General features: G+C 62.4%; 16 protein-coding genes. 9 read left to right on the forward strand and 7 right to left on the reverse strand.

Going from position 1 to position 21,003, the window contains the following annotated elements; translation table 11 throughout:
- The first annotated feature begins 132 nt into the window (after window positions 1–132).
- The 6 genes from J3L12_RS00375 (at window position 133) to J3L12_RS00400 (ending at window position 6,519) form a co-directional block, all read left to right on the forward strand.
- Window positions 133–1,614, forward strand: a complete 1,482-nt coding sequence (locus J3L12_RS00375; RefSeq protein ID WP_208013049.1) for a pitrilysin family protein — start codon at window positions 133–135, stop codon at window positions 1,612–1,614.
- The gene (locus tag J3L12_RS00380; RefSeq protein WP_208013050.1) at window positions 1,611–3,014 is read left to right on the forward strand and encodes a pitrilysin family protein; all 1,404 of its coding nucleotides are present in this window, start codon (window positions 1,611–1,613) and stop codon (window positions 3,012–3,014) included. Before J3L12_RS00375 ends, J3L12_RS00380 begins: the two co-directional genes overlap by 4 nt.
- A 181-nt stretch (window positions 3,015–3,195) precedes the next feature.
- Complete coding sequence (locus tag J3L12_RS00385; RefSeq protein ID WP_208013051.1) at window positions 3,196–3,969, forward strand: ABC transporter ATP-binding protein; 774 nt, start codon at window positions 3,196–3,198, stop codon at window positions 3,967–3,969.
- A complete protein-coding gene (locus J3L12_RS00390) occupies window positions 3,966–4,757 on the forward strand; it encodes a metal ABC transporter permease (RefSeq protein ID WP_208013052.1) in 792 nt (263 codons plus the stop codon). The genes J3L12_RS00385 and J3L12_RS00390 overlap by 4 nt, the downstream gene beginning before the upstream one ends.
- Window positions 4,758–4,833: 76 nt before the next feature.
- Window positions 4,834–5,298 (forward strand): Rrf2 family transcriptional regulator, encoded by a 465-nt coding sequence (locus J3L12_RS00395; RefSeq protein WP_208013053.1) that lies wholly within the window; start codon window positions 4,834–4,836, stop codon window positions 5,296–5,298.
- 99 nt (window positions 5,299–5,397) lie between these two features.
- Window positions 5,398–6,519, forward strand: coding sequence for a cysteine desulfurase family protein (locus J3L12_RS00400; protein ID WP_208013054.1), 1,122 nt, complete (start codon window positions 5,398–5,400; stop codon window positions 6,517–6,519).
- Here the strand turns inward: J3L12_RS00400 and J3L12_RS00405 are convergent.
- Window positions 6,516–8,201 (reverse strand): long-chain fatty acid--CoA ligase, encoded by a 1,686-nt coding sequence (locus J3L12_RS00405; protein WP_208013055.1) that lies wholly within the window; start codon window positions 8,199–8,201, stop codon window positions 6,516–6,518. The two genes, J3L12_RS00400 and J3L12_RS00405, sit on opposite strands and share 4 nt — an antisense overlap.
- 213 nt (window positions 8,202–8,414) lie before the next feature.
- On the opposite strand from J3L12_RS00405, the gene J3L12_RS00410 reads away from it, so the two are divergent.
- Both J3L12_RS00410 and J3L12_RS00415 read left to right on the forward strand, forming a co-directional pair.
- Window positions 8,415–9,584 carry an amidohydrolase gene (locus J3L12_RS00410; RefSeq protein WP_208013056.1) on the forward strand — a complete coding sequence of 390 codons (1,170 nt, stop codon included), beginning with the start codon at window positions 8,415–8,417 and terminating at the stop codon, window positions 9,582–9,584.
- A gap of 101 nt (window positions 9,585–9,685) precedes the next feature.
- Window positions 9,686–10,120, forward strand: a complete 435-nt coding sequence (locus J3L12_RS00415) for a DUF4864 domain-containing protein (RefSeq protein WP_208013057.1) — start codon at window positions 9,686–9,688, stop codon at window positions 10,118–10,120.
- A 185-nt stretch (window positions 10,121–10,305) separates the two neighbouring features.
- Here the strand turns inward: J3L12_RS00415 and acnA are convergent, their stop codons facing one another.
- The 5 genes from acnA to J3L12_RS00440 form a co-directional block, all read right to left on the reverse strand.
- Window positions 10,306–13,044: an aconitate hydratase AcnA gene (acnA, locus tag J3L12_RS00420; protein WP_208013058.1), complete on the reverse strand. Its 2,739-nt coding sequence runs from the start codon at window positions 13,042–13,044 to the stop codon at window positions 10,306–10,308.
- Window positions 13,045–13,611: 567 nt separating this feature from the next.
- Window positions 13,612–13,821, reverse strand: a complete 210-nt coding sequence (locus tag J3L12_RS00425) for a heavy metal-associated domain-containing protein (protein WP_208013059.1) — start codon at window positions 13,819–13,821, stop codon at window positions 13,612–13,614.
- Between the two features lie 36 nt (window positions 13,822–13,857).
- Window positions 13,858–15,276, reverse strand: coding sequence for a VWA domain-containing protein (locus J3L12_RS00430; RefSeq protein ID WP_208013060.1), 1,419 nt, complete (start codon window positions 15,274–15,276; stop codon window positions 13,858–13,860).
- Between the two features lie 472 nt (window positions 15,277–15,748).
- Entirely contained in the window at window positions 15,749–17,173 is a 1,425-nt protein-coding gene (locus J3L12_RS00435; protein ID WP_208013061.1) for a hypothetical protein, read from the reverse strand.
- A 65-nt stretch (window positions 17,174–17,238) separates the two neighbouring features.
- The gene (locus tag J3L12_RS00440) at window positions 17,239–18,111 is read right to left on the reverse strand and encodes a hypothetical protein (RefSeq protein ID WP_208013062.1); all 873 of its coding nucleotides are present in this window, start codon (window positions 18,109–18,111) and stop codon (window positions 17,239–17,241) included.
- A 107-nt stretch (window positions 18,112–18,218) separates the two neighbouring features.
- Here J3L12_RS00440 and J3L12_RS00445 point away from each other — a divergent pair, with 107 nt between their 5' ends.
- Window positions 18,219–18,899: a TetR/AcrR family transcriptional regulator gene (locus tag J3L12_RS00445; RefSeq protein WP_208013063.1), complete on the forward strand. Its 681-nt coding sequence runs from the start codon at window positions 18,219–18,221 to the stop codon at window positions 18,897–18,899.
- A 56-nt stretch (window positions 18,900–18,955) separates the two neighbouring features.
- On the opposite strand, the gene fusA is transcribed toward J3L12_RS00445, so the two are convergent.
- Window positions 18,956–20,926 (reverse strand): elongation factor G, encoded by a 1,971-nt coding sequence (gene fusA, locus J3L12_RS00450; RefSeq protein ID WP_208013064.1) that lies wholly within the window; start codon window positions 20,924–20,926, stop codon window positions 18,956–18,958.
- Window positions 20,927–21,003 lie beyond the last annotated feature (77 nt).

Genomic DNA, 21,003 nt, shown 5'->3' on the forward strand with positions numbered 1-21,003 from the left:
AGCCGAACTGCCTGAGCGGCACCGTGCTGTAACCTGGTGTGGCCGAGATTCAGACTGTAGAACTCCCTTCAGTCTGACCTGCCTATTTGGGGCGTAATGGAACCATGCAAAAGTGGTAGAAGGGAGGACGCGGTGAGACTGAAGGTTTTGTGGTTGGTTCTTTTACTCCTGTTGCCAGGAGCGCTGGCCCAGCAGCTCCGCGAGCAAATACGAAAGTACACCCTCGACAACGGTTTACGTGTGCTGATGGTGCCGGACAAGACGGCCCCGGTCATTCACTTCAATCTGATGTTCGATGTGGGCGGGGTGGACGAGGCACCGGGGCTGGGGGGCATTGCCCACATGGTGGAGCACATGGCCTTCAAGGGCACACCCAGCATCGGTAGCCTGGACTGGGCCAGGGAAAAAGCCGCCCTCGAGGCCATTGACAAAGCCCGGGCCGACCTCGACCGGGCCCTTGCCAGCCGCGCTTCGCAGGAGGAGGTGCAGCGCCTCACGGCTGCTTTCAACCAGGCCCGCGAAGAGGCCAAAAAACTGGCCCTGCCCAACGCCATTGACCAGCTTTTTACCAACAACGGCGAACAGGGGCTCAATGCCTCTACCGGCTACGACCGTACCGACTACCGGGTTTCGCTGCCCTCTAACCGGCTCGAGCTGTACCTGCGGGTTTATGCCGACGTGATGATGAACGCGGTGTTTCGCAGCTTTTACGAAGAAGCCGATGTGGTGCTGGAGGAACGCCGCCAGCGCAGCGAGAACGACCCCAACGGGGCACTGAGCGAGGTTTTTTTGCGGACGGCCTTCCAGGTGCACCCCTATGGCCGTCCCCTGATCGGCAGCCGCGAAGAGATCCAGGGCTACCGGGTAGACAAGGCCATGGAGTTCTGGAAGACCCACTACCACCCCAACCGGGCGGTATTGGTCATGGTGGGGGATGTGGAGCCTGAACGCGATATCCAGCTGGTGCGCCGCTATATGGGCGTGATTCCCAGGGGCCCTGCACGCCCCAGCCTGAACATCCCCGCCGAGCCGCCCCAGACCGACGAGCGGCGGGTGACGCTCGAGTACAACGCCCAGCCCAGCCTGCTCATAGGCTTCCACAAACCCACCTACCCCAACCGAGAGGCCTACGTGATGGACATGATTGACTCCATCCTGACCGAGGGGCGCACCAGCCGCCTGTTCCGCCGTCTGGTGATCCAGGAACAGGCCGCGCTGAACGTCAGTGCCAGCTCGGCCTCGCCGGGCTTCCGCTATCCCAACATGTTCACCATCTCGGCCCAGCCCCGCGCCCCCCGCACCACCGCGGATCTGGAGCGCCTCATCTACGAGGAGCTGGAGCGCCTCAAAAATGAGCCCGTAACCCCGCAGGAGCTGCAAAAGGTGCGCAACCAGACCCGCGCCGCCTACCTGCGGGTACTCCAGGGTGGGCCTGGCCTGGCCCAGACGCTGGCCTTCTACGAGCTCTTCTTTGGCGGCTACCAGCGCATTTTTGAAGAAGAAGCCATTTACAACGCCATCACCGCCGAGGAAATTCAGCAAGCCGCCCGCAAATACTTCACACCCCAGAACCGTACTGTTGCCACCCTGGTCACTCGAGGAGGTAGCCGATGAGAGCCCTGTGGATCTTCTTTGTGGCCCTGCTGGCCTCGCTGGCCCTGGGCCAGGGCGTCCCTGCCGACTGGCCCGACCCTTTCAAGCTCCAGTTCCAGCGCTTGCAGCCTGCCGTCATGCAGCCCACCCGCGTGCAGCTTTCCAACGGCCTGACGGTACTGCTCATCGAAGACCGTAGCCTGCCCTTTGTGACCGGGCGGGTTTACCTGCGGGCCGGCGCCATTTACGAGCCCGCCGACAAGGTGGGCATGAGCGGCATCTTCGCCAGTGTGATGCGAACCGGCGGCGCGGGCAATCGCAGCGCCGACCAGATTGACGAAACCCTGGAAACCCTGGCCGCCTCGGTGAGCGTCAGCACCGACAACCTTTTTACCTCGGTGGCCTTCAATACCCTGACCGAAAACCTGGATGCGGTGCTGGAAATTTGGGCCGATGTGCTGATCCGGCCCCGCTTCGCCCAGGAGCGGCTCGAGCTGGAAAAAGGCCGGGCCCTGGAGGCCATCCGCCGCCGCAACGACCAGCCCACCCAGATTGCCGTGCGTGAGTTTGTGCGGCGCATCAACGAAGGCCACCCTGCCGGTAACGTCAGCAGCGCAGCCTCGATTCAGTCCATCACTCAGGCCGACCTGCTGGCCTTCCACCAGCGCTTTTTCAAGCCCAATGTGGCGGTGCTGGCCATTACCGGCGACTTCAATACCCAGGAGATGGTGGCCCGCCTCGAGCGCGTGCTGGGTGGCTGGCCGCGCGGGGAAGTTACCCTCCCCACCTTTGCCCCACCCAGCCCCAAGCCGGGCATCTACTTCGTGCAGAAGGAGACCAACCAGAGCGTCATCTACATGGGCAACCCCACCGTGACCGCCTATGCACCGGGCTACAGTGAGCTTGACCTGGTTAGCCGGGTGCTGGGCGATGGCTTCAACAGCCGCTTGTTTGTGGAGGTACGCACCAAACGGGGCTTGGCCTACGCCACAGGTGGGGCCCAGTCGCAGGGGTTTGGCTGGCCGGGCTTTTTCTATGGGGCTTCTATCTCCAGGGTCGAAAAAACCGCCGAGGTTATCGAGCTGATGCTCGCACAGTTCCGCGACCTGCGCGAGCGCCCGGTTTCGCAGGAGGAGCTCGAGCTCTTCCGCAACAACATCCTCAACGCCGAGGTCTTCCGCTTTACCTCGCGTCAGGCCGTGGCCGAGCGCATCGCCCGCACCCAGATGCTGGGGCTGCCCGCCGACTACTACGAACAGTACGTGCGCCAGATTCAGGCCGCCACCCCCGCCGATTTGCAGCGGGTTATGCAGCAGTACGTGCGCCCGGAGCAGTTTGTGATTGTGGTGGTGGGCGACCGGCGCCAGTTCGACAAGCCGCTCTCGAGCCTCGGCAACGTGATTGAGGTGCCGCTCGAGTAGCCCTGAGCACTTGTCTGGGTGCTCGAGCCAGAAATGGCTTGAATCAAAGCCGAAAGCCCAAGGCTAAAAGCCGAAAGCCTATTGACACGCGACCTGTGACTTGCGACACCGCCGCTGAATTTTCCCGTCCAGTCTCATCTCCTCTGTCCAACCAGCTATTGATAGCGTATTATCAGAAAGTATGACCGCAGCAGCGGTGGAGATGCAACAGTATTCGGTGCGTTTTGGGGAGTTCCAGGCGCTGCAAGAGGTAAACCTGAGCGTGCCTGAGGGGGCTTTCGTGGCCATTGTGGGGCCCAACGGGGCCGGCAAGAGCACCCTGCTGAAGGCTTTGCTGGGCCTCGAGCGGGATTCGTTGCGGGATGGGCCAACCCAGGTTTCGGGCACGGTGCGGGTGATGGGTCTGCCGCCCCGGCAGGTACCCCCCGGCTGGGTGGGGTATGTGCCGCAGGTCAAGGGCTTCGACCGCAGTTTTCCTGCCCTGGCCCTGGAAGTGGTGGTGTCGGGTTTGCGCCGCCGCTGGCCCTTTATCATCAGCGCCCAGGAACGCAAAAAGGCCGAGGCCATGCTGGATAAGGTGGGGGCACTGGCCCTGGCCAGCCGTCGGCTGGGCCGCCTCTCGGGCGGGGAGCTTCAGCGGGTCTATTTGGCCCGGAGCCTGATACGAGAGCCCCGGCTGCTTTTACTGGACGAGCCCGCTACGGGTGTGGACGTGGTGGGGGAGGCCGACCTGTACCGGCACCTCGAGGCCTACCAGGCCGAGCGCGGGGCCACCGTGCTCATGATTACCCACGACTGGGAAGCCGCCCAGCACCATGCCTCGGCGGTGCTGGTGCTGAACCGGCGGGTGGTGGGCTATGGCCCCCCCGAGCAGGTGCTCTGCCACGAGTGCCTGAGCCAGGCTTTCGGGCATGTGGGCCACGGACACAACCTGGTAATGGGGGGTCGCCCATGATGGAGGCGCTGCAGCTGCCGTTCTTGCAGCGGGCCCTGCTGGCGGGCCTGCTGGTAGGGGGGCTGGCCAGCTACCTGGGCGTGATGGTGGTACAGCGCCGACTTTCGTTCCTGGGCGATGGGCTGGCCCATGCGGCCTTTGCGGGGGTAGCCCTGGGGCTGCTTCTGCGCGAGGAGCCGCTCTGGGTGGCCATTCCCTTTGCGGTGGGGGTTTCGCTGGCCATCACCTGGGTACGCGAACGCAGCAGCCTGGGCGACGATACCGCCATCGGGATCTTCTTTGCGGTCTCGGTCGCGCTGGGGGTGCTGTTCATGTCGCTGCGCCAGGGCTTCGCGCCCGACGCCGTGGCCTACCTGTTTGGCTCCATTCTGACCGTGACCCAGACCGATTTGTGGGTGATGGGCCTGATTGCCCTGGGGGTTGCCCTCCTGGCCCCGGTCTGGAGCCACTGGGCCTATGCCACCTTCGACCGCGAACTGGCCCTGGCCGACCGACAGCCGGTGCTGCTCTACGACTACCTGCTCGCAGGGCTCATTGCCCTGGTGGTGGTGGTCTCGGTCAAGGTGGTGGGTATTGTCCTGATTGCTGCATTCATCGTAATTCCCGCCGCTACCGCCCGCCTGCTCAGCCGAACTTTTTCGGCCATGACGGTTATATCGGTTGTGATTGGGGTTTTTTCGGTCATTCCGGGGTTGGCGGCTGCTTATCTGTTCGATGTCCCGGCCGGTAGTGCGATTGTGCTGGTGCAGGCTTTGTTGTTTGCGTTGGCGCTGACCTTGCGCCGATGACTGACAGACTTGCGGTGAAGCTCAAAGGTGTAAATTCTACTTTTTCTTACGGGATTTAGGAGTTTATACTGGGGTTATGTGGGTCTCAACCAAAGCACAGTACGGGTTAAGGGCCCTGGTAGAGATCGGCCTGCGTCAGCCAGAGGCAGTGCCCCTCAAGGACGTCGCGGATGTGCAGGGGATTAGCCAGCACTACCTGGAGCAAATAGCCGCCCAACTGCGGCGCTCCGGCTTCATCCGCAGCGTGCGGGGGGCCAAGGGGGGCTACAAGCTGGGCCGTCCGGTGGAGCGCATCACCGCTTTGGAGGTGGTGGAGGCTTTGGAAGGCAGCCTGGCACCCGTGACCTGCCTCGAGGATCCCCAGTCCTGCTGGCAGACCGGCCACTGCTCCACCGAAATTTTGTGGAAAAAGGTGGACGATGCCATGCGGGGGGTGTTGCAACAGACCACCCTGAAGGATTTGATCGAGGAACGCAAGCAGATAGAGGCCCGCAAGCTGGTGCAGCTCGAGCCTGCGCCGCCAGTAGCCTATAGCCAATAGCTGATAGCTGATTGCCGATAGTGTGCCGTTGGTTGGCATTTCTATAAACGGCCTTTTCGAATCGCTCAATGGGGTATCGCACCCACCACGTTTTCTCCCATGGTTTACCTGGACTACGCCGCCACCACCCCGCTCGACCCCGAGGTGAAGGCCGCCGTGCAGGAGGTGCTGGCGGTTTACGGCAACCCCAGCTCGGTGCATCAGGCAGGCCGCCGGGCGCGGCAACTGCTGGAGGAGGGCCGGGAGCGCGTGGCCCGGGCGCTGGGGTGCAAGCCCCGCGAGCTGATTTTGACCAGCGGTGGCACCGAGGCCGATGCGCTGGCAGTTTATGGGGTGGCACTGGCTCGAGGTCGGGGTCACCTGGTGAGCACGCAGCTCGAGCACTCTGCTGTCCTGAGCGCTTTGAAGAACCTCGAGCGCCTGGGTTTCGAAACCACCCTGCTAAAGCCCGACCACACCGGCCTGATTCACCCCGAGCAGGTGGCCGAAGCGCTGCGCCCCGATACCCTGCTGGTCTCGCTCATGACCGTCAACAACGAAATCGGCACCGTGTATCCGGTCAGGGCGGTGGCCGAGCTCTGCCAGGCCAGGGGCGTGCTGTTTCATACCGACGCCGTACAGGCCTTTGGTACGGTGCCCAGCCGGGTGGAAGACCTGGGGGCCGACCTGATTTCCATTGCCGCCCACAAGTTCTACGGCCCCAAAGGGGTGGGGGCGCTCTACGTGCGGAAGGGCCTTGAACTGTTCCCCCTGATGCCCGGCAAACAGGAGCAGGGCTACCGGGGAGGCACCGAGAACCTGCCGGCGGTGTACGGGATGGGGCTGGCCGCCGAGAAGGCGGTGGCCCTATTGAGCCAGGAGACGCAGAAGCTGCTGCGCCTTCGGGAGCGCCTGGAATCGCAGCTACTAGCCATCCCAGGGGTCGAGCTCAACGGCCATCCCACGCTGCGCAGCCCCAAGCACGTCAACGTGACGGCCAGAGGGGCCGATGGCGAAGGGCTCTTGCTGAACCTGGATCTGCTGGGCGTGGCGGCTTCATCGGGCTCGGCCTGCGCTAGCGGGAGCCTCGAGCCCTCGCACGTACTCCTGGCCATCGGGCGGAGCAAGGAGGAGGCCAGGGCATCGGTGCGGTTCAGCCTGGGGCGCTTCACCACCGAAGAGGAAGTGGACACAGCCGCCGCCGCTTTTGCCGAGGCCGTGGGGCGCTCGAGGGTGGCCTAGCTCCCCACCTTTTGCCGCTCCTTGAGCACCGCCTCCCGCAACTCTCGCCTGAGCACCTTGCCCACTGCGCTCTTGGGCAGCTCGGTGCGGAACTCGTAGATGCGCGGCACCTTATAGGCGGCCAGGTTGTCGCGGCAATGTTTGTCCAGCTCTTCTTTGGTTAGGGTTACGCCGGGTTTGGGCACCACAAAGGCCGCCACCGTCTCGCCCCGGTACTCGTCGGGCAGGCCCACCACCGCCGCCTCGGCCACGCCAGGGTGGGCAAAGAGCACTTCCTCCACCTCGCGGGGGTAGATGTTGTAACCGCCTGCAATGATCATGTCCTTTTTGCGATCCACAATGTAGAAGTAGCCGTCCTCATCCATACGGGCCATATCGCCGGTGAGGAGCCAGTCAATCTTGATGGTTTTGTTGGTTTCCTCGGGGCGCTGCCAGTAGCCCAGCATTACGTTGGGGCCGCGAACGGCCAGCTCCCCCACCTCGCCTACCGGCACCTCGCGCAGGTTTTCGTCCAGCACCTTGGCATCAATACCGGGCATGGGCAGCCCAATGCTGCCAATCTTGCGCTCACCGGTGAGGGGGTTGCAGTGGGTGCAGGGAGCGGCTTCAGTCAGGCCATAGCCTTCGACCAGCTTGCCGCCGGTGAGTTGCTCGAATTTTTTGGTGACTTCAACGGGCAGCGCCGCCGAGCCGGAGATACAAACCTTAACCGTTCCAACCTTGCGTTTTTCGATGCCGGGGAAATTGTTGAAACCGATGTAAAGGGTGGGCACTCCAGGGAAGTGGGTCACGCCGTGCTTTTCGATGGCCTCGATGCAGGGTTTGACCTCGGGGCGGGGCAGCAGCACAATCTTGTACCCTGCAGCAATGCCATAGTTCATGGCCACGGTCATGCCGTAGACGTGGAAAAAGGGAATCGCGCCCAGCATGACTCCTTTGCCTTCCATGCTTTTGACCTCTTCGCCGCCCCAGGCCATGCTCTGGTAGGTGTTGGCGACCAGGTTGCGGTGCGAGAGCATGGCCCCCTTAGAAACGCCGGTGGTGCCGCCGGTGTACTGCAGGAGGGCAAGTTCATCGGGCTTGGCGGGGTAGGGCTGGGCAATAGGGGTGGCTGCTTTGAGCGATTTTTTGAAGTCGTGGCGTTTGGGGTGCTGCGGCAGGTTGACCCAGCGCTTTTCCCGGCGGGCTTTGAGGGGGAAGAGCAGGTTTTTGGGGAAGGGCAGATAGTCTTGAATGCCGGTGGTGAACACCCGCTTTACCGGTACATCCTGCTCGATCTCGGCATAGCGGGGCCAGAGCAAGTCCAGGATGACCAGGGTCTCGGCCCCGGCGTCGGAAAGCTGGTGCCTGAGTTCGCGGGGGGTGTACAGGGGGTTCACGTTCACACACACCCCGCCCGCGACCAGGGTTCCGTAAAAGGCGATCACAAACTGCGGGCAATTGGGCAGCATGATGGCCACGCGGTCGCCCGGCTGCACCCCCTGGGCCTGGAGGGCCCCCGCAAACTTGAGCACCGACTCCCAAAGGGTGCGGTAGCCCATCACGCTCCCCATGAACTCGAGGGCCACATGATCGGGGTATTTTTGGGCGGTGTCGGCCAGCAGTTTCCACAGGGGCACCTCGGGGAACTGAATATCCGCCGGGATGCCTTTGTCGTAGTGGTTGAGCCAGGGTCTGGTCATGGTGTTGCTCCTTACAGGTTAGGTTTTTCAGGTTCAGCCTTGCGAGTTTGCCCCAAGTCTAGCAAATCCTGTACCGAGTTCAAGATATTTAGCGTATGCCCAGCTTAGCCCAAGAAGAGCTGAATTTCAGTTCAACCCGCAATTACGGAAAAACCACGACCACAGCCAGCTCACAATTGACGGTTGTTGGTGGTTGATGTTTGACTAGGGTCTATGAACATTAAGGAAGCCATCGCCGAGTTGACGCCCAGCCTGATCGAGATGCGCCGCGACTTTCACCGACACCCCGAACTGGGGTTCCAGGAGGTACGCACCAGCGCCAAACTGGCCGAGTTTTTGGAAGGGCTGGGCCTCGAGGTTACTCGAGGAATAGCCCAGACCGGGGTGGTGGCTCGCCTGAAGGGGGCCAAACCGGGCAAAACCGTGCTGGTACGGGCCGACATCGATGCCCTGCCCATCCACGAGGACTCAGGCGTACCCTACAGCTCCCAAACCCCCGGCGTCATGCACGCCTGCGGCCACGACGGCCACGCGGCCATTGCCGCCCATGTGGCCGCAGTGTTGGCCCGCTTCCGCGAACAAATCGAGGGCGAGGTGCGCTTTGCCTTCCAGCCTGCCGAAGAAATTGTCTCGGGGGCCCGCCCGATGGTGGAGGCCGGGGTGCTCGAAGGGGTGGACAGGGTGGTGGGGCTGCACCTCTACAGCCTGATGCCCACCGGAAAAGTGGGGGTACGGCCCGGCCCCTCGATGGCCGCCGCCGATGCCTTTACCATCCGCCTGCGGGGCAAGGGCGCCCATGCGGCCATGCCCCACGAGGGGGTGGATACCGTCCTGATCGCCGCGCAGATTATCGTGGCCCTGCAAAGCCTGGTCAGCCGCGAGACCGACCCGGTCAACACCTCGGTCATCACCATCGCCACCGTTACTGCAGGCGAAGGGGCGCACAACATCATCCCCGAAACCGCCGAACTCAAGGGCACCCTCCGCACTTTCGATGCCCAACTCCGGGAGAAGCTGATCCGGCGTATTGGGGAACTGAGCCAGGGGATTGCTACCGCCATGGGAGGCAGCGCCGAGGTGAGCTGGCTACCGGGTTCGCCCGCCGTGGTCAACGACCCCGAGATGGTGGAGCGGTTCCGGCAGGTAGCCCGGCAGGTGGTGGGGGAGGAAGCGGTGCTCGAGGTGCCGCCGGTGATGGGTGGCGACGACATGTCGGAGTTCTTGAACCGCCGTCCGGGGGTGTACTTCTGGCTGGGCGCGGGCGACCCCGACCCCAGCAAAAACCGCCCGCACCACCACCCCGGCTTCTGGATTGACGATGAGCGTTCCCTGCCCCTGGGCACCGAGCTGATTACCCGAACTGTGCTTGACTTCCTGCGATAGACACACAATTTTGCGTTTATCAAACCCCAACGTCTTTACTTTTTGAAGCGTTGGTAGGAATTGCTACAAACCGGAAAGCTCCCAGGGGTGCACACTAAGGCATGAAGCCTGTTGTTGTCCTGGTTGTGCTACTGCTCCTGGGTGGGCAGGCCCAGCGCTTGCAGGATGTGCCTCCGCAAGACCGCGCCGCCATTCAGGCCATCATTCTGGCGCAGATCGAGGCTTTCAAAAAAGATGATGCTGTGCGGGCTTTCTCCTTTGCCTCTCCGGGTATCCGCCAGGTTTTCCAGACCCCCGAACGCTTCATCGAGATGGTTCGGTTGGGCTATGCTCAGATTTACCGACCCCTCAAGGTGGAGTTTGGCCCTGCCAGCCGCAGTTTGGGAACGGTGCAGCAGATTCGCCAGGTTGTGAACTTGGTCGGTTTGGACGGCAAGAAGGCGGTGGCGTACTACCTGATGGAGCGCCAGGCGGATGGCAGTTGGAAGATTGGGGGGGTGCAGCTCGAGCTAATTCCCGACGATCAGACCATTTAGAGCTCTCCAACTTTTAGAAAGCTCTGTCCTTGACAGAACATCGGACGCCGGGATGGGTAGTCACGTCCGTGAAGGGCGCGATGATGACAGATGCCAGCTGAAACGTCGATGAGCTGTTTCGCATAAGCAAACGACCCCCAGGCAAACGCATCTTGCTTGGGGGCCGTTCAATCCTCAAGCCTGCCTCATGCCTTCGCCTTCTCCGCCAGCATGTTCTTCAGCACGGTCTGCAAGATGCCGCCGTTCTTGTAGTAGTCCACCTCTACCGGGGTGTCTATGCGGGCTTTGACCTGGAAGCTCACCTGGCTGCCGTCGGCGCGGGTGGCTACTACGGTTAGCTCCTTCCCGGGGGTGATGTCCTCCAGGCCCAGGATGTCGAACACCTCGTAGCCGGTAAGGCCCAGGCTGGCGGCGTTCTGGCCGGGCTGGAACTGCAAGGGTAGTACGCCCATGCCCACCAGGTTGCTGCGGTGGATGCGCTCGAAGCTCTGGGCAATGACGGCCTTGATGCCCAGCAGATAGGTGCCCTTGGCGGCCCAGTCGCGGCTACTACCGTTGCCGTACTCTATGCCGCCCAGTACTACCAGTGGGGTGCCCTCGGCTTTGTACTGCATGGCGGCGTCGTAGACGAACATTTCCTCGCCTGCACCGGGTTCGGAGCCGCGCTCGGACTTGGGCAGTTTTTTGGTGTAGGGGCCTTCCTTGCCGTCCAGCATCAGGTTGCGAATGCGGATGTTGGCGAAGGTGCCGCGCATCATTACTTCGTGGTTGCCGCGCCGGGAACCGTAGCTGTTGAAGTCGGCGGGCTCTACCCCGTGGCCCATCAGGTAGCGGGCGGCGGGCGAGTTCTTGGCAATGTTACCGGCGGGCGAGATGTGGTCGGTGGTGATGGAGTCGCCCAGCACCAGCAGGGCCCGTGCCCCTTTGATGTCGCCAATCTCGCGGGTGCCCATTAGGTCGTCGAAGAAGGGGGGGTTCTGGATGTAGGTGGAGGCGGGGTCGAACTGGTAGAGCTGACCCGAGGGGGCCGGGAGGGCCTTCCAGCGCTCGTCGCCTTCGAACACGGTGGCGTACTGGCGGCGGAACATCTCGGCATCCAGGGTCTGGTGCACGGCCTGTTTGATTTCTTCCTGGCTGGGCCAGATGTCCTTGAGGAAGATGGCCTTGCCGTTGGGGTCGTAGCCGATAGGTTCGGTGGTGAAGTCAATATCCATCCGGCCCGCCAGGGCGTAGGCCACCACCAGCATGGGGCTGGCCAGGTAGTTGGCCTTTACGTCCGGGTTGACCCGGCCCTCGAAGTTGCGGTTGCCCGAAAGAACTGCAGCCACCACCAGATCGCCCTCCTTAACTGCCCTGGAGATTTCTTCGGGTAGGGGGCCCGAGTTGCCGATGCAGGTGGTGCAGCCGTAGCCCACGGTGTGGAAGCGGAGCGCTTCCAGGAAGGGCGTGAGGCCGGCGGCGTCGAGGTACTCGGTGACCACTTTGGAGCCGGGGGCCAGGCTGCTCTTAACCCAGGGCTGGGTATCCAGGCCCGCCTCCACGGCTTTCTTGGCCAGCAGGCCCGCGCCCAGCATCACCGAAGGGTTGGAGGTGTTGGTGCAACTGGTAATGGCGGCAATTACCACCGAGCCGTGCTGGAGTTCGAACTCGTCGCGGCCCCGCTTGACTTTAACTTTGGTGTTCAGCTTGTCGGGGCTCAGGCCAAAGCCGCGCTCTTTGACGTCTTTGGTTAGGTGCTCGAGAAAGCTCTGCTTCACGTCCGAGAGGTTGACGCGGTCCTGGGGTCGCTTGGGGCCGGCCAGGGCGGGCACCACGGTGGAGAGGTCGAGCTCGAGGTGCTCGCTGTACACCGGGGCGGCCTCGTCGGTGCGCCAGAGGCCGGTGGCCCTGGCGTACTTTTCCACCAGGTCTATCAGCTCATCGGGGCGGCCCGTCAGGCGCAGGTAGGCCAGGGTCTCTTCGTCAATGGGGAAGAAGCCCATGGTGGCGCCGTACTCAGGGCTCATGTTAGCGATGGTGGCGCGGTCGGCGAGCGGCAGCTTGGAGACCCCAGGGCCGTAGAACTCCACAAACTTGCCCACCGCCCCGTGCTTGCGGATCATCTCGGTCACACGTAGCACCAAATCGGTGGCGGTGGCCCCTTCGGGTAGCTCACCCGACAGCTTGAAGCCGATCACCTTGGGGGCCAGCATGTAGTAGGGCTGGCCCAGCATCACGGCCTCGGCCTCGATGCCGCCCACGCCCCAGCCCAGCACGCCCAGGCCGTTGATCATGGTGGTGTGGGAGTCGGTGCCTACCAGCGAGTCGGGGAAGGCGTAGAGTTTGCCGTCCTCACCTTTTTGGGTCATGACCACGCTGGCCAGATACTCGAGGTTCACCTGGTGCACGATGCCGGTACCGGGCGGCACCGCCCGGAAGTTCTTGAGGGCGTTCTGGCCCCACTTGATCAGGCGGTAGCGCTCCTCGTTGCGCTTGTACTCGAGCTCCACATTCTGCGCGAAGGCATAGGCGGTGCCGAAGTAGTCCACCTGCACCGAGTGGTCGATCACCAGGTCTACCGGCACGCCGGGGTTGATCTGCTCGGGGTCGCCGCCCAGCTTGGCAATGGCGTCGCGCATGGCGGCCAGATCCACCACCGCCGGCACGCCGGTGAAGTCTTGCAGAATCACCCGGGCCAGCATCAGGGGTACGTTCACCTCGCCGGGGTCGGGCTGCCAGTTGGCCAGGTTTATGACATCCTCGCGCGACACCTTGTACTCGTCGTGGTTGCGCAAGAGGCTCTCGAGCATCACCCGGATGCTAAAAGGCAGTTTGGACACGGGCGCGATGCCTTGTTTTTCCAGCTCCATGATGTCGTAGTAGTAGACCTCGCCCATCTTGGTAGACAGGCTCTTGCGGGCTTTGAAGTCGTCTCGGTAGGCCATAGGTTCTCCTTTTCTGCGCTCGGCTTTTGCTTGCAGGCATGAAACCAGTGCTGGGTTTTGCGGGTGCCGCAGAGTGTGGTCAGGCGTGTGCGCCTAAATCGTGTTGTTCCAAAGCACTAGTAGTTTACTCGAGATGCGCTCGAGCAAATAGCTTGTGGACAACGGACGTATCCGCTCTGGGTTGTGGGGCTGGTTTGCATGCCTGGGCGGGTGCGCCCTGCCTCAGATAAGGAGTAGTTTACACGATGTGGGCTCGTGGGTGCAGGGGGTGGCTTCCTTCAGAGATTTTCTAACATGCACCATACACGCCAACCCTATCAACGACCTACATACTCCTCTCATACTGAATTTGCCTGGATAGTTATTTTTGAGTGGCATTCCAATACGCCTCATCCGGCGACATCCCAGACGCAATTAATGATGTCTCCGACGCTTATCTCCTATACTGCCGACGAAGTGTCGCCACCTTCTCCCGCCCAGGGGAGAAGGCAAGGATTTCATGTGGATTTGGTATTAGAGGCAACAGAAAAATGACCCGCGACTTGCAACGTGGGACATGTGACCGTTTCACAGCATCCCGGCCAGAAAACCTTGTTCGCGCACGACCCGGATTAGATCCGTAACGGTGAGCTGGTGGGGGTCGTATTCGACCTCGAGCTGCCCCGTATCGGCGGGCTGGACGCTCTGTACGCCCTCGAGTTTTCTGATGGCGCTGGAAACTTTTTCAATCTGTTCGGGACGCTCCATGCCCCTTACGCCTAACAACACCCGGTTCATAGCCATTCAATTGTAGAGGATGTCTGGTACCTGGGCTCAAGCTGTGGGAGCAGGCCGGGATTCCAGCCGTTCGCTTGTGGTTCGGTACTGGAAGAAGTAAAACTCCGCCGCCAGCACGAGCGCTGCGAGCAAGGCCAGCCAGGGGGCGAGTGGCACGGTGAGGCTGGGGGGGAGGGGCTGGTCGGGGCTGGGGCGGGGCAGCAGGGTTTCGGCGGGGGTCAGGAGGCCGCTGCGGAGTTCGCCCCTGGGCGCAATCAGGTTGTAGAGCAGCACCGGGAAGGCCGGCAGGTTTTGCAGGCTTTCGGCGGGGGGCAGGTACAGCCCGTTCGGGTGATACCAGGCCAGCGCCTGGCCGGTTTCGCTAACGGCCAGGGGCTGCCAGCCGGGGGCTTGCGGACGCGGAGGAACCCGCAGGCTGTAGCCCACCAGTTCGGCACCGCGCAGGTAGGGGAGGGTGCGCTCCACGTCGAAGACCGAAGCCTGTCCGCTGGCCTGGTCGGCCAAAAACACCGTGAAGCGGGTGGGCTCGCGGCGGGGAGTGCCAATCTCGAAGGCTATCTCGCTGGGGCTGCCCCGGCTGGTGCCCAGGAGGGCCAGCAGACGCTCGAGGGCCGGCGAACGGCCCGATACCTCCACCCGCACCAGCCGCCTGGAAAAACGGGCCTCGTTGTCCAGGGCCAGGGCGTCGCTGCCTACAATCCGGGCGGTGGGTGTGGCCGAGGGCACCTCCAGGCTGCTAAAGCCCCTGGCGGGCACCTCGAGCGGATAGCGCCGGCCATCCACCAGAACCTCGCCCCGCCACAACCCCGGCCCCGCGTTGGCTACCGCCACAAAACCAGGGCCAATGGCAGTAATGCCCACGTTGGGGCCGTTGCCCGCCACGTTCAGGTAGCCATCGGTGCCAGGGGGAGCAGGCTGGTCGGAAAGGGTCAGGACGCGGGCCCCGGGCAACAGGGATTTGCCCCTGGCAATGGCAGCCTCGAGGTCGGCGTCGATAGCAGTGGCCCGGAGCCCCTCGAGGTTGCCCACCAGGCTGCGCCCCGGGGCCGGGCCAAAGGTTCGAATCTGGCTCCCGGCCACCACCAAAACCGCCCTGGGCGAGGCCCCCAGGTGCTCACGGGCCAGTTCCTTGGCCCGCTCCAGGCGGCTGGGGCTCACATCGGTAGCGGCCATCGAGGCCGAGACATCCAGCACCACCACCAGCTCGCCAGGGCGGTTTAGCGAAACCTGGGGCGCGGATAGCGCCAGCACCGCCAGCAAAGCCGAAAGCAACAGTAAGAACAGCCGTGCATCGAAGCGCCGGCGGGCCCGCCCCTTGCGAAGCGCTTTTTGCCAGAGCCAGAGCCCGGCCACCTTGCGCTCGGGAGGCCGCCGACGCCGGTACCACCACCATACCAGCCCAAGTACGGGGGGCAGTAGCAGCAACAGCCAGGGCAATCCAAACGCTACCTGCACCCCTTCAGCATAGGGTATGGCGCTACGGGCAATGCGGGTTGGCCAACCAAGGGAGTGGGGGAGAGCAGGGGAAGGAATGTTGGCCAGAGAAAAGCAATCACGGCATTCCAGCAGCGAAGCCAGAAGGGAGCAATCCAGAACTCCAGCTCGGCAAGCTACAGTGCTCTTCAAAAGCGTGGCCGCCTACGAAAACGAGAATTCGCCCAGACGCAAGTTACGCACCTAAGCGTGAGCCGGGCCCGCCCCACAGGTGCTTGGGTTTCGAGTTTCCAGGCGGCCACTGTTTTGTTCAGCAGGAAGGATTCAGGTACCTACAACACTTTGCGTCCCATAGGTGGTAGGCGTCAGAAACCCACCACCCACTTCCCACCCCACCTCATGTGCTGCTGAAAGCTGGCCATATGCCTGAGGCTGGTAGTACTGGTTAGCTCGAGTTTTGTGAAAAGCGTTCTGGCCACAGGTAGCTTTCGGATTACCAGCGCACCTCATAGAACCCCCGGCTAATCAGGCTGTTGCCTTCTACCACGGCATACGAAAGCCCCGAACCAAAGCGCTTGGCCAGCCGCTTCATGAAGTCGGTCAGGGCCCTGGCCAGCTCGCGAGAGGTTTGCTGATCCAGCTCGCTGCCAATGGTTTGCGGGAGGGTGTCGCCGAGTTGCCCGAGCTGCTCTTGCAAGGCCGAGCCCTGGTTGCCAAAGCTGTAGCCGATGGCATTGGCCGGAATTCGGGCGCGGAAGCGCCGGAAGTTGGGATCCTGGCTCCAGGGGGGGTTACCCACTGCCTGGAGGGCACTTTTGCTGGTGGCAATCACCAGCCGGGTGGGCTCGAGCTTGTAGTAGAGGGTTCCACCCAGACCTACCTCCACCGCTTTGAAGTCGCCCTCGTGGCCCAACACTTTGAAGCCGCCCTGTCCATCGGGCGTCGAGAAGGCGGCCAGGCTTTGCAAGAGTGCCAACAAGTTGGCCTCGGCAGTGGCGGGGTCGCGCACCTCCCAGTAGATCAGGTTGTGGCCCAGAATGGCCTCGCTGCGGCCATCGGGGGCGGGGGGTGGCCCCTGCACCGTCACGGTGGCAAAGCGTGCCCCAAAGGCCCGCAGATCCAGGTTGAGCCGCAGGTCAAACTCGCGCAGCAAACCTGAGAGATAGGGTCCGACCCGGCTCAGATCCAGCACCCCCGTCGAAACCGCGTAGCCCTGGGGGAGGTCGGCGGCGTTGTAGGGGCGCTCCCTGGGCAGTAGCAGGCTGGCCAGGGCCGGGTCGGGGGCGGGGTTCACGTCCAGGCGGGTCTCTTCGGTGTAGCCTCCAGCGGTGAGCTGAATGGCATAGCTGAAGCGACGGATGGTGCGGGCAGCCCCGTTGGCCCGGGGGGGCAGGTTCAGGCTTCGGATCAGATCTTGTGGAGGTGAACCCCACAGCACGATGTCGCCACGCACCGGGGCTTGCAGGCCGCGGCGGTTTTGCAAAAACAAGCGGGCATACTTGGGAGTGGCAAAAAACACCAACTCGCGGCTGAAACCCGTCTGGACATCCTTGTCACCCCCCACCAGCCAGCCACCCTGGGGGCGCATCCCCCGGGTATCTTTGCGAAGAGCCTTCATGGCTGCTGCGCTGGGCCGGGTTATGGCAAAAAATCCATCGTTGTACAGGGCAACGGCCACGCCACCCGCAGCGATACCCAGCAAGTCGGCGTCGTTGCCCGCCTGCTTGCGTAGTTCGCGGCCCAGGAAAGCCTCCATGCCGCTCTGTTTCCAGTCGGCAGCCAGACCGCTCAGGTAGCGGCTACCGCGCAGGTCGTTCATGTAAAAGCCCGCCACGGCCCCCTGGGGGGCCAGGGCAAGCAGGTTCTGGGCCAGGGCCGGGCCAAGCAACAGCAGTGCAAAAAACAACAGGCGAGCCATACCCTGTATGGTACTCGCCTTTGTCAAAAGAAGTGCCAATTTTGGCCCCTACAACTGCGCGAAAACTATAGGGTCTCCCCATTGTACGTCACGGTTACGTTGTCGCAGGCGTTGTAAACGACCTGGAGGGTGTTGCCTCGAGTGTCTTCCAGCCGCCAGCTTCCGCTAACAAAGGTTTCTTTGCAGGTACTGCTGTACTTGAGGTTGGTGGCCTTGCCACTCAGCCGGTACCATTTGGTGGCGGTGCGGAAATCCAGGGTACCCTCGTAGTTGAAGGTGCCTCCTGCAAAGGGCGTTTGGGCATTGTCCGGGGCATAGGTAGCGGTATAGGCGTAGGTGGTGCCAAACCGCCCGTCGCTGCCGTAGATTTCAAAGTTGAAGTTGTAGCGCACTGCGTAATTGGGGTTGCTCCAGGTGACGTCTACATCCAGATCAAGTTTGAGACCGGACTCGTTGGACTTTCCGGTGTTGAAGGTGAGCTCGTACTGGTTGGTATCCAGGGTGTAGCCGCTTTTGGGGTCGTTATCGTTTTTATCTCTCAGCACGATGCCCCCCTTGAGCCGGGTATCGCCTACCCTGCAATCCACCTGGTAACTGGCCTGAAGTGGAATCTTGTCGTTGTCCAGGTCTTGTTGCTGGGCCTTGGGGGGGGTCTCGCTGGCGGTACAGTTGATGGATTGGGGTTCCAGTCCGGAAGCCAGGATTACATTTGCAACCGGCGAGGGCAGGTTCAGGCCCCCCACGCGGCTGGTAGTGACCACCCCCGATGGGCTGGCGATAGCTGCGACCAGGTATTTGTTGCTTTGCACCAGGGACTCTTTGAGTTTTTGAGCATCGGACTTGGTGAGGGGGTCGGTGGTGGGCTGCTGGCCGCAGGCTGCAAGTAAGCCTACCAGCCCCAAAGCGAGTACACTGGAAAGTGAACGTAGTTTATCCATGGTTTCTCCTTGGGACACTGCCCATTAGAATGATAGAGCTATCATTATAAGTACTCAATACTTATTGGCGTTAACTAAAGACTGTATTAAATCTTGGTCAAGAAACTATGAATGTCCACCCCAAGCCCCCACGAAAGCGCCGCGACGGCCAGGCTACCCGCGAGCGGCTCATCCAGGCCACAGTCGAAATTCTGAGCCGGGAGGGCCTGGGGGCGGTTTCGACGGCTCGAGTAGCCCGCGATGCGGGAATCGTGCAGTCGGGGTTTTATGCCCACTTCGCCAGCCTCGAGGACTGCGTGGTGGTGGCTGCCGAACACATTGGCCAGCGCATCCGGGACTCCATCCGCGAGGGGTTGTCCCTTTTGCGAGAGCAAGGCGTGGACGACTTCGAGCTGGTTTTGACCCAGTACCGCCGGATTATCGGCCAGCTCGAGGCCCAGTGGCAGTTTGTGGAGCTTCTGCTGCGCTACTTCCGCGAACCCACCCCCTTGGGACGCACCCTGGCGGCCATCCAGCAGAGCATCCGCGACGAACTAACCCAGCACCTGATGGCCTTGCTAAAGCCCCTCGGAATTCCCAACGGAGGCCGCCCCGAGGCAGCCTTTCTGGCCGATCTGATGGTGAACATGCTGCTCAGCGCGGTGCAGAGCCTGCGCTGGGAGCCTTCTTTGAACAAGGAGCTGGTGGCCTACCTGCTTACCGTCGAGACCATCAGCATGGTCGCCCGCGCCTATAACTGGATGACCGAGAAGGGTTACTGGCCCGATCCCACACAGGAGCGCCTATAGCCGAAAGCTGAACACCCAGGGCATTTAGCCAAGAACAAAGCGTATCTATGGCAGCCTCAGGCTTCGGCCTTCTGCCGCTCGGCAATCACCTTCTGGGCCAGGTTGGGGGGCACCTCGGCGTAGTGGGAGAACTCGAGGCTGTAAGCGCCGGTGCCCTGGGTCAGGCCCGAAAGGGTACGGCTATACTCCAGGATTTCGGCCAGCGGGGCCTCGGCACTCACCACGGCCAGTGCGCCTTCCTGATCCATGCCCAAAATTCGCCCGCGTCGCGACTGCATGTCCGACAGAATATCGCCCACCCGCTCCTGGGGCACGAAAATTTTGAGGGCATAGATGGGCTCCAGAAGCGTTGGGCTGGCCTGGGCAACCACGTTTCTGAAGGCCAGCTGGGCGGCCAGCTGGAAGGCCATGTCGGAGCTGTCTACGTCGTGGTAGGAGCCGTGGTAGACGGCAGCCCTGAATCCTATCACCGGATAGCCGGCCAGGGGCCCGGTCTTGGCGGCCTCCCTGATGCCCATTTCCACCGACTCCATGTACTTGGTGGGGATCACCCCGCCGGTAATTTCCCACACGAACTCGTAGTTTTCGTGAGGTTCCAGTCGAAGCCAGACATCGCCGTACTGGCCGTGACCGCCGGTTTGCTTTTTGTGTTTGCCCTGACCTTCGGCCTTCTTGCGTATGGTCTCGCGGTAGGGGATTTTGGGGGGGCGGCTGATGATTTTGACCCCGTAGTCGGCTAAGCGTTCCCTGGCGGTTTCCAGGTGAAGGTCGCCCATACCCCACAGGATCTGCTCCCCCGTCTCCGGGTTCCGCTCAAACTTAAGGCTGGGGTCTTCTTCCAGCAGCTTACGCAGGGCATCGCCAAGCTTGGCCTCGTCGCTGCGGGTTTCCGGTGCAATGGCTTGCATCACCACCGGGTCGGGAAGGCGGGCGGAAGGGAACTCCAGGCGCTCCCCCTGCCATAGCTCCATGTCCTTGTGCAGATTGTCGGCTTTGGGCAGGGCCAGAATGGTGCCCGCCTCGGCCTCCTCGAGCTCCACCAGATCCTTGCCTTTGGCGGTGTAGAGGTGGGCCAGCCGCACCGTGCCGTTGTCGGATTGCAGGATGTCTCCCACCTTCAACCTGCCCCGGTACAGCCGGGCAAACGCCACCTGTCCCATGAAGGGGTCTACCTGCACCTTGAACACCTTAGCGGCCGCGCTGCCCTCGCCCCAGCGCTCGGTGGGGGATGGAAGGGCCTCGAGGAACAGATCAAGCAGCATGTCCAGGCCGATCAGCGCCCCTGAGGAGCCTATGGCCACCGGATAGACCTGGCCCTTGCGTACCGCTTCGTGGAAGGCCCTCGAGAGGGCCACTTCTTCCACCTCGCCCCCTTCCAGGTATTTTTCCAGCAGACTCTCGTCGGTTTCGATGATGGCTTCGCGGGCCTCGTTGCGGTACTTTTCGACCTGGGCTCGCTGATCCTCGGGAATGCTGGCCACCACCGGGCGGCCTTTCTCGTAGCGGAAGGCACGGTCGTGTAGCACGTCAATCAGGCCGACCCACTGGCCGTTTTCATACAGCGGCAGATGGGCCGGGATGATATGGCCCAGGGTGGAACGCAGGTCTTCGAGCAGGGCAAAAAAATCGCCCCCTTTTTCCAGTTTGGTCACCACCACCATGCGCGGCTGCTCCAAGCGCTCGGCCACCGTCCAGGCCCGCTCGGTGCCAATCTGCACGCCGGTTTCGGCAGAAACCACCACCACCGCCGCATCGGCGGCCTCCATGGCCCCGCGAATTTCCCCCACAAAATCGGCATAGCCGGGCGCATCGAGCAGGTAAATACGGTGCCCTTGATAGGTCAGGGGCAACACCGCCGTGCGAACCGATACCCGGTGGGCCTTTTCCTCCGGGGTGTAGTCCGAGGTGGTGTTGCCCTCTTCGACCTTGCCCATGCGATCCTTGCCCCCGGTGAAGTAGAGGAGCGCTTCGCCAAGGGTGGTTTTGCCGCTGCCGCTGTGCCCTACCAGGGCGACAGTGCGAATCATGATTAACCTCCTTAGTGGCAACAGTATAAAGCCTGGGGGGAGACAAAAATACTTTTATGCTGATGAACCATAGCTCA

This window comes from Meiothermus sp. CFH 77666, assembly GCF_017497985.1.
GTDB lineage: Bacteria > Deinococcota > Deinococci > Deinococcales > Thermaceae > Meiothermus.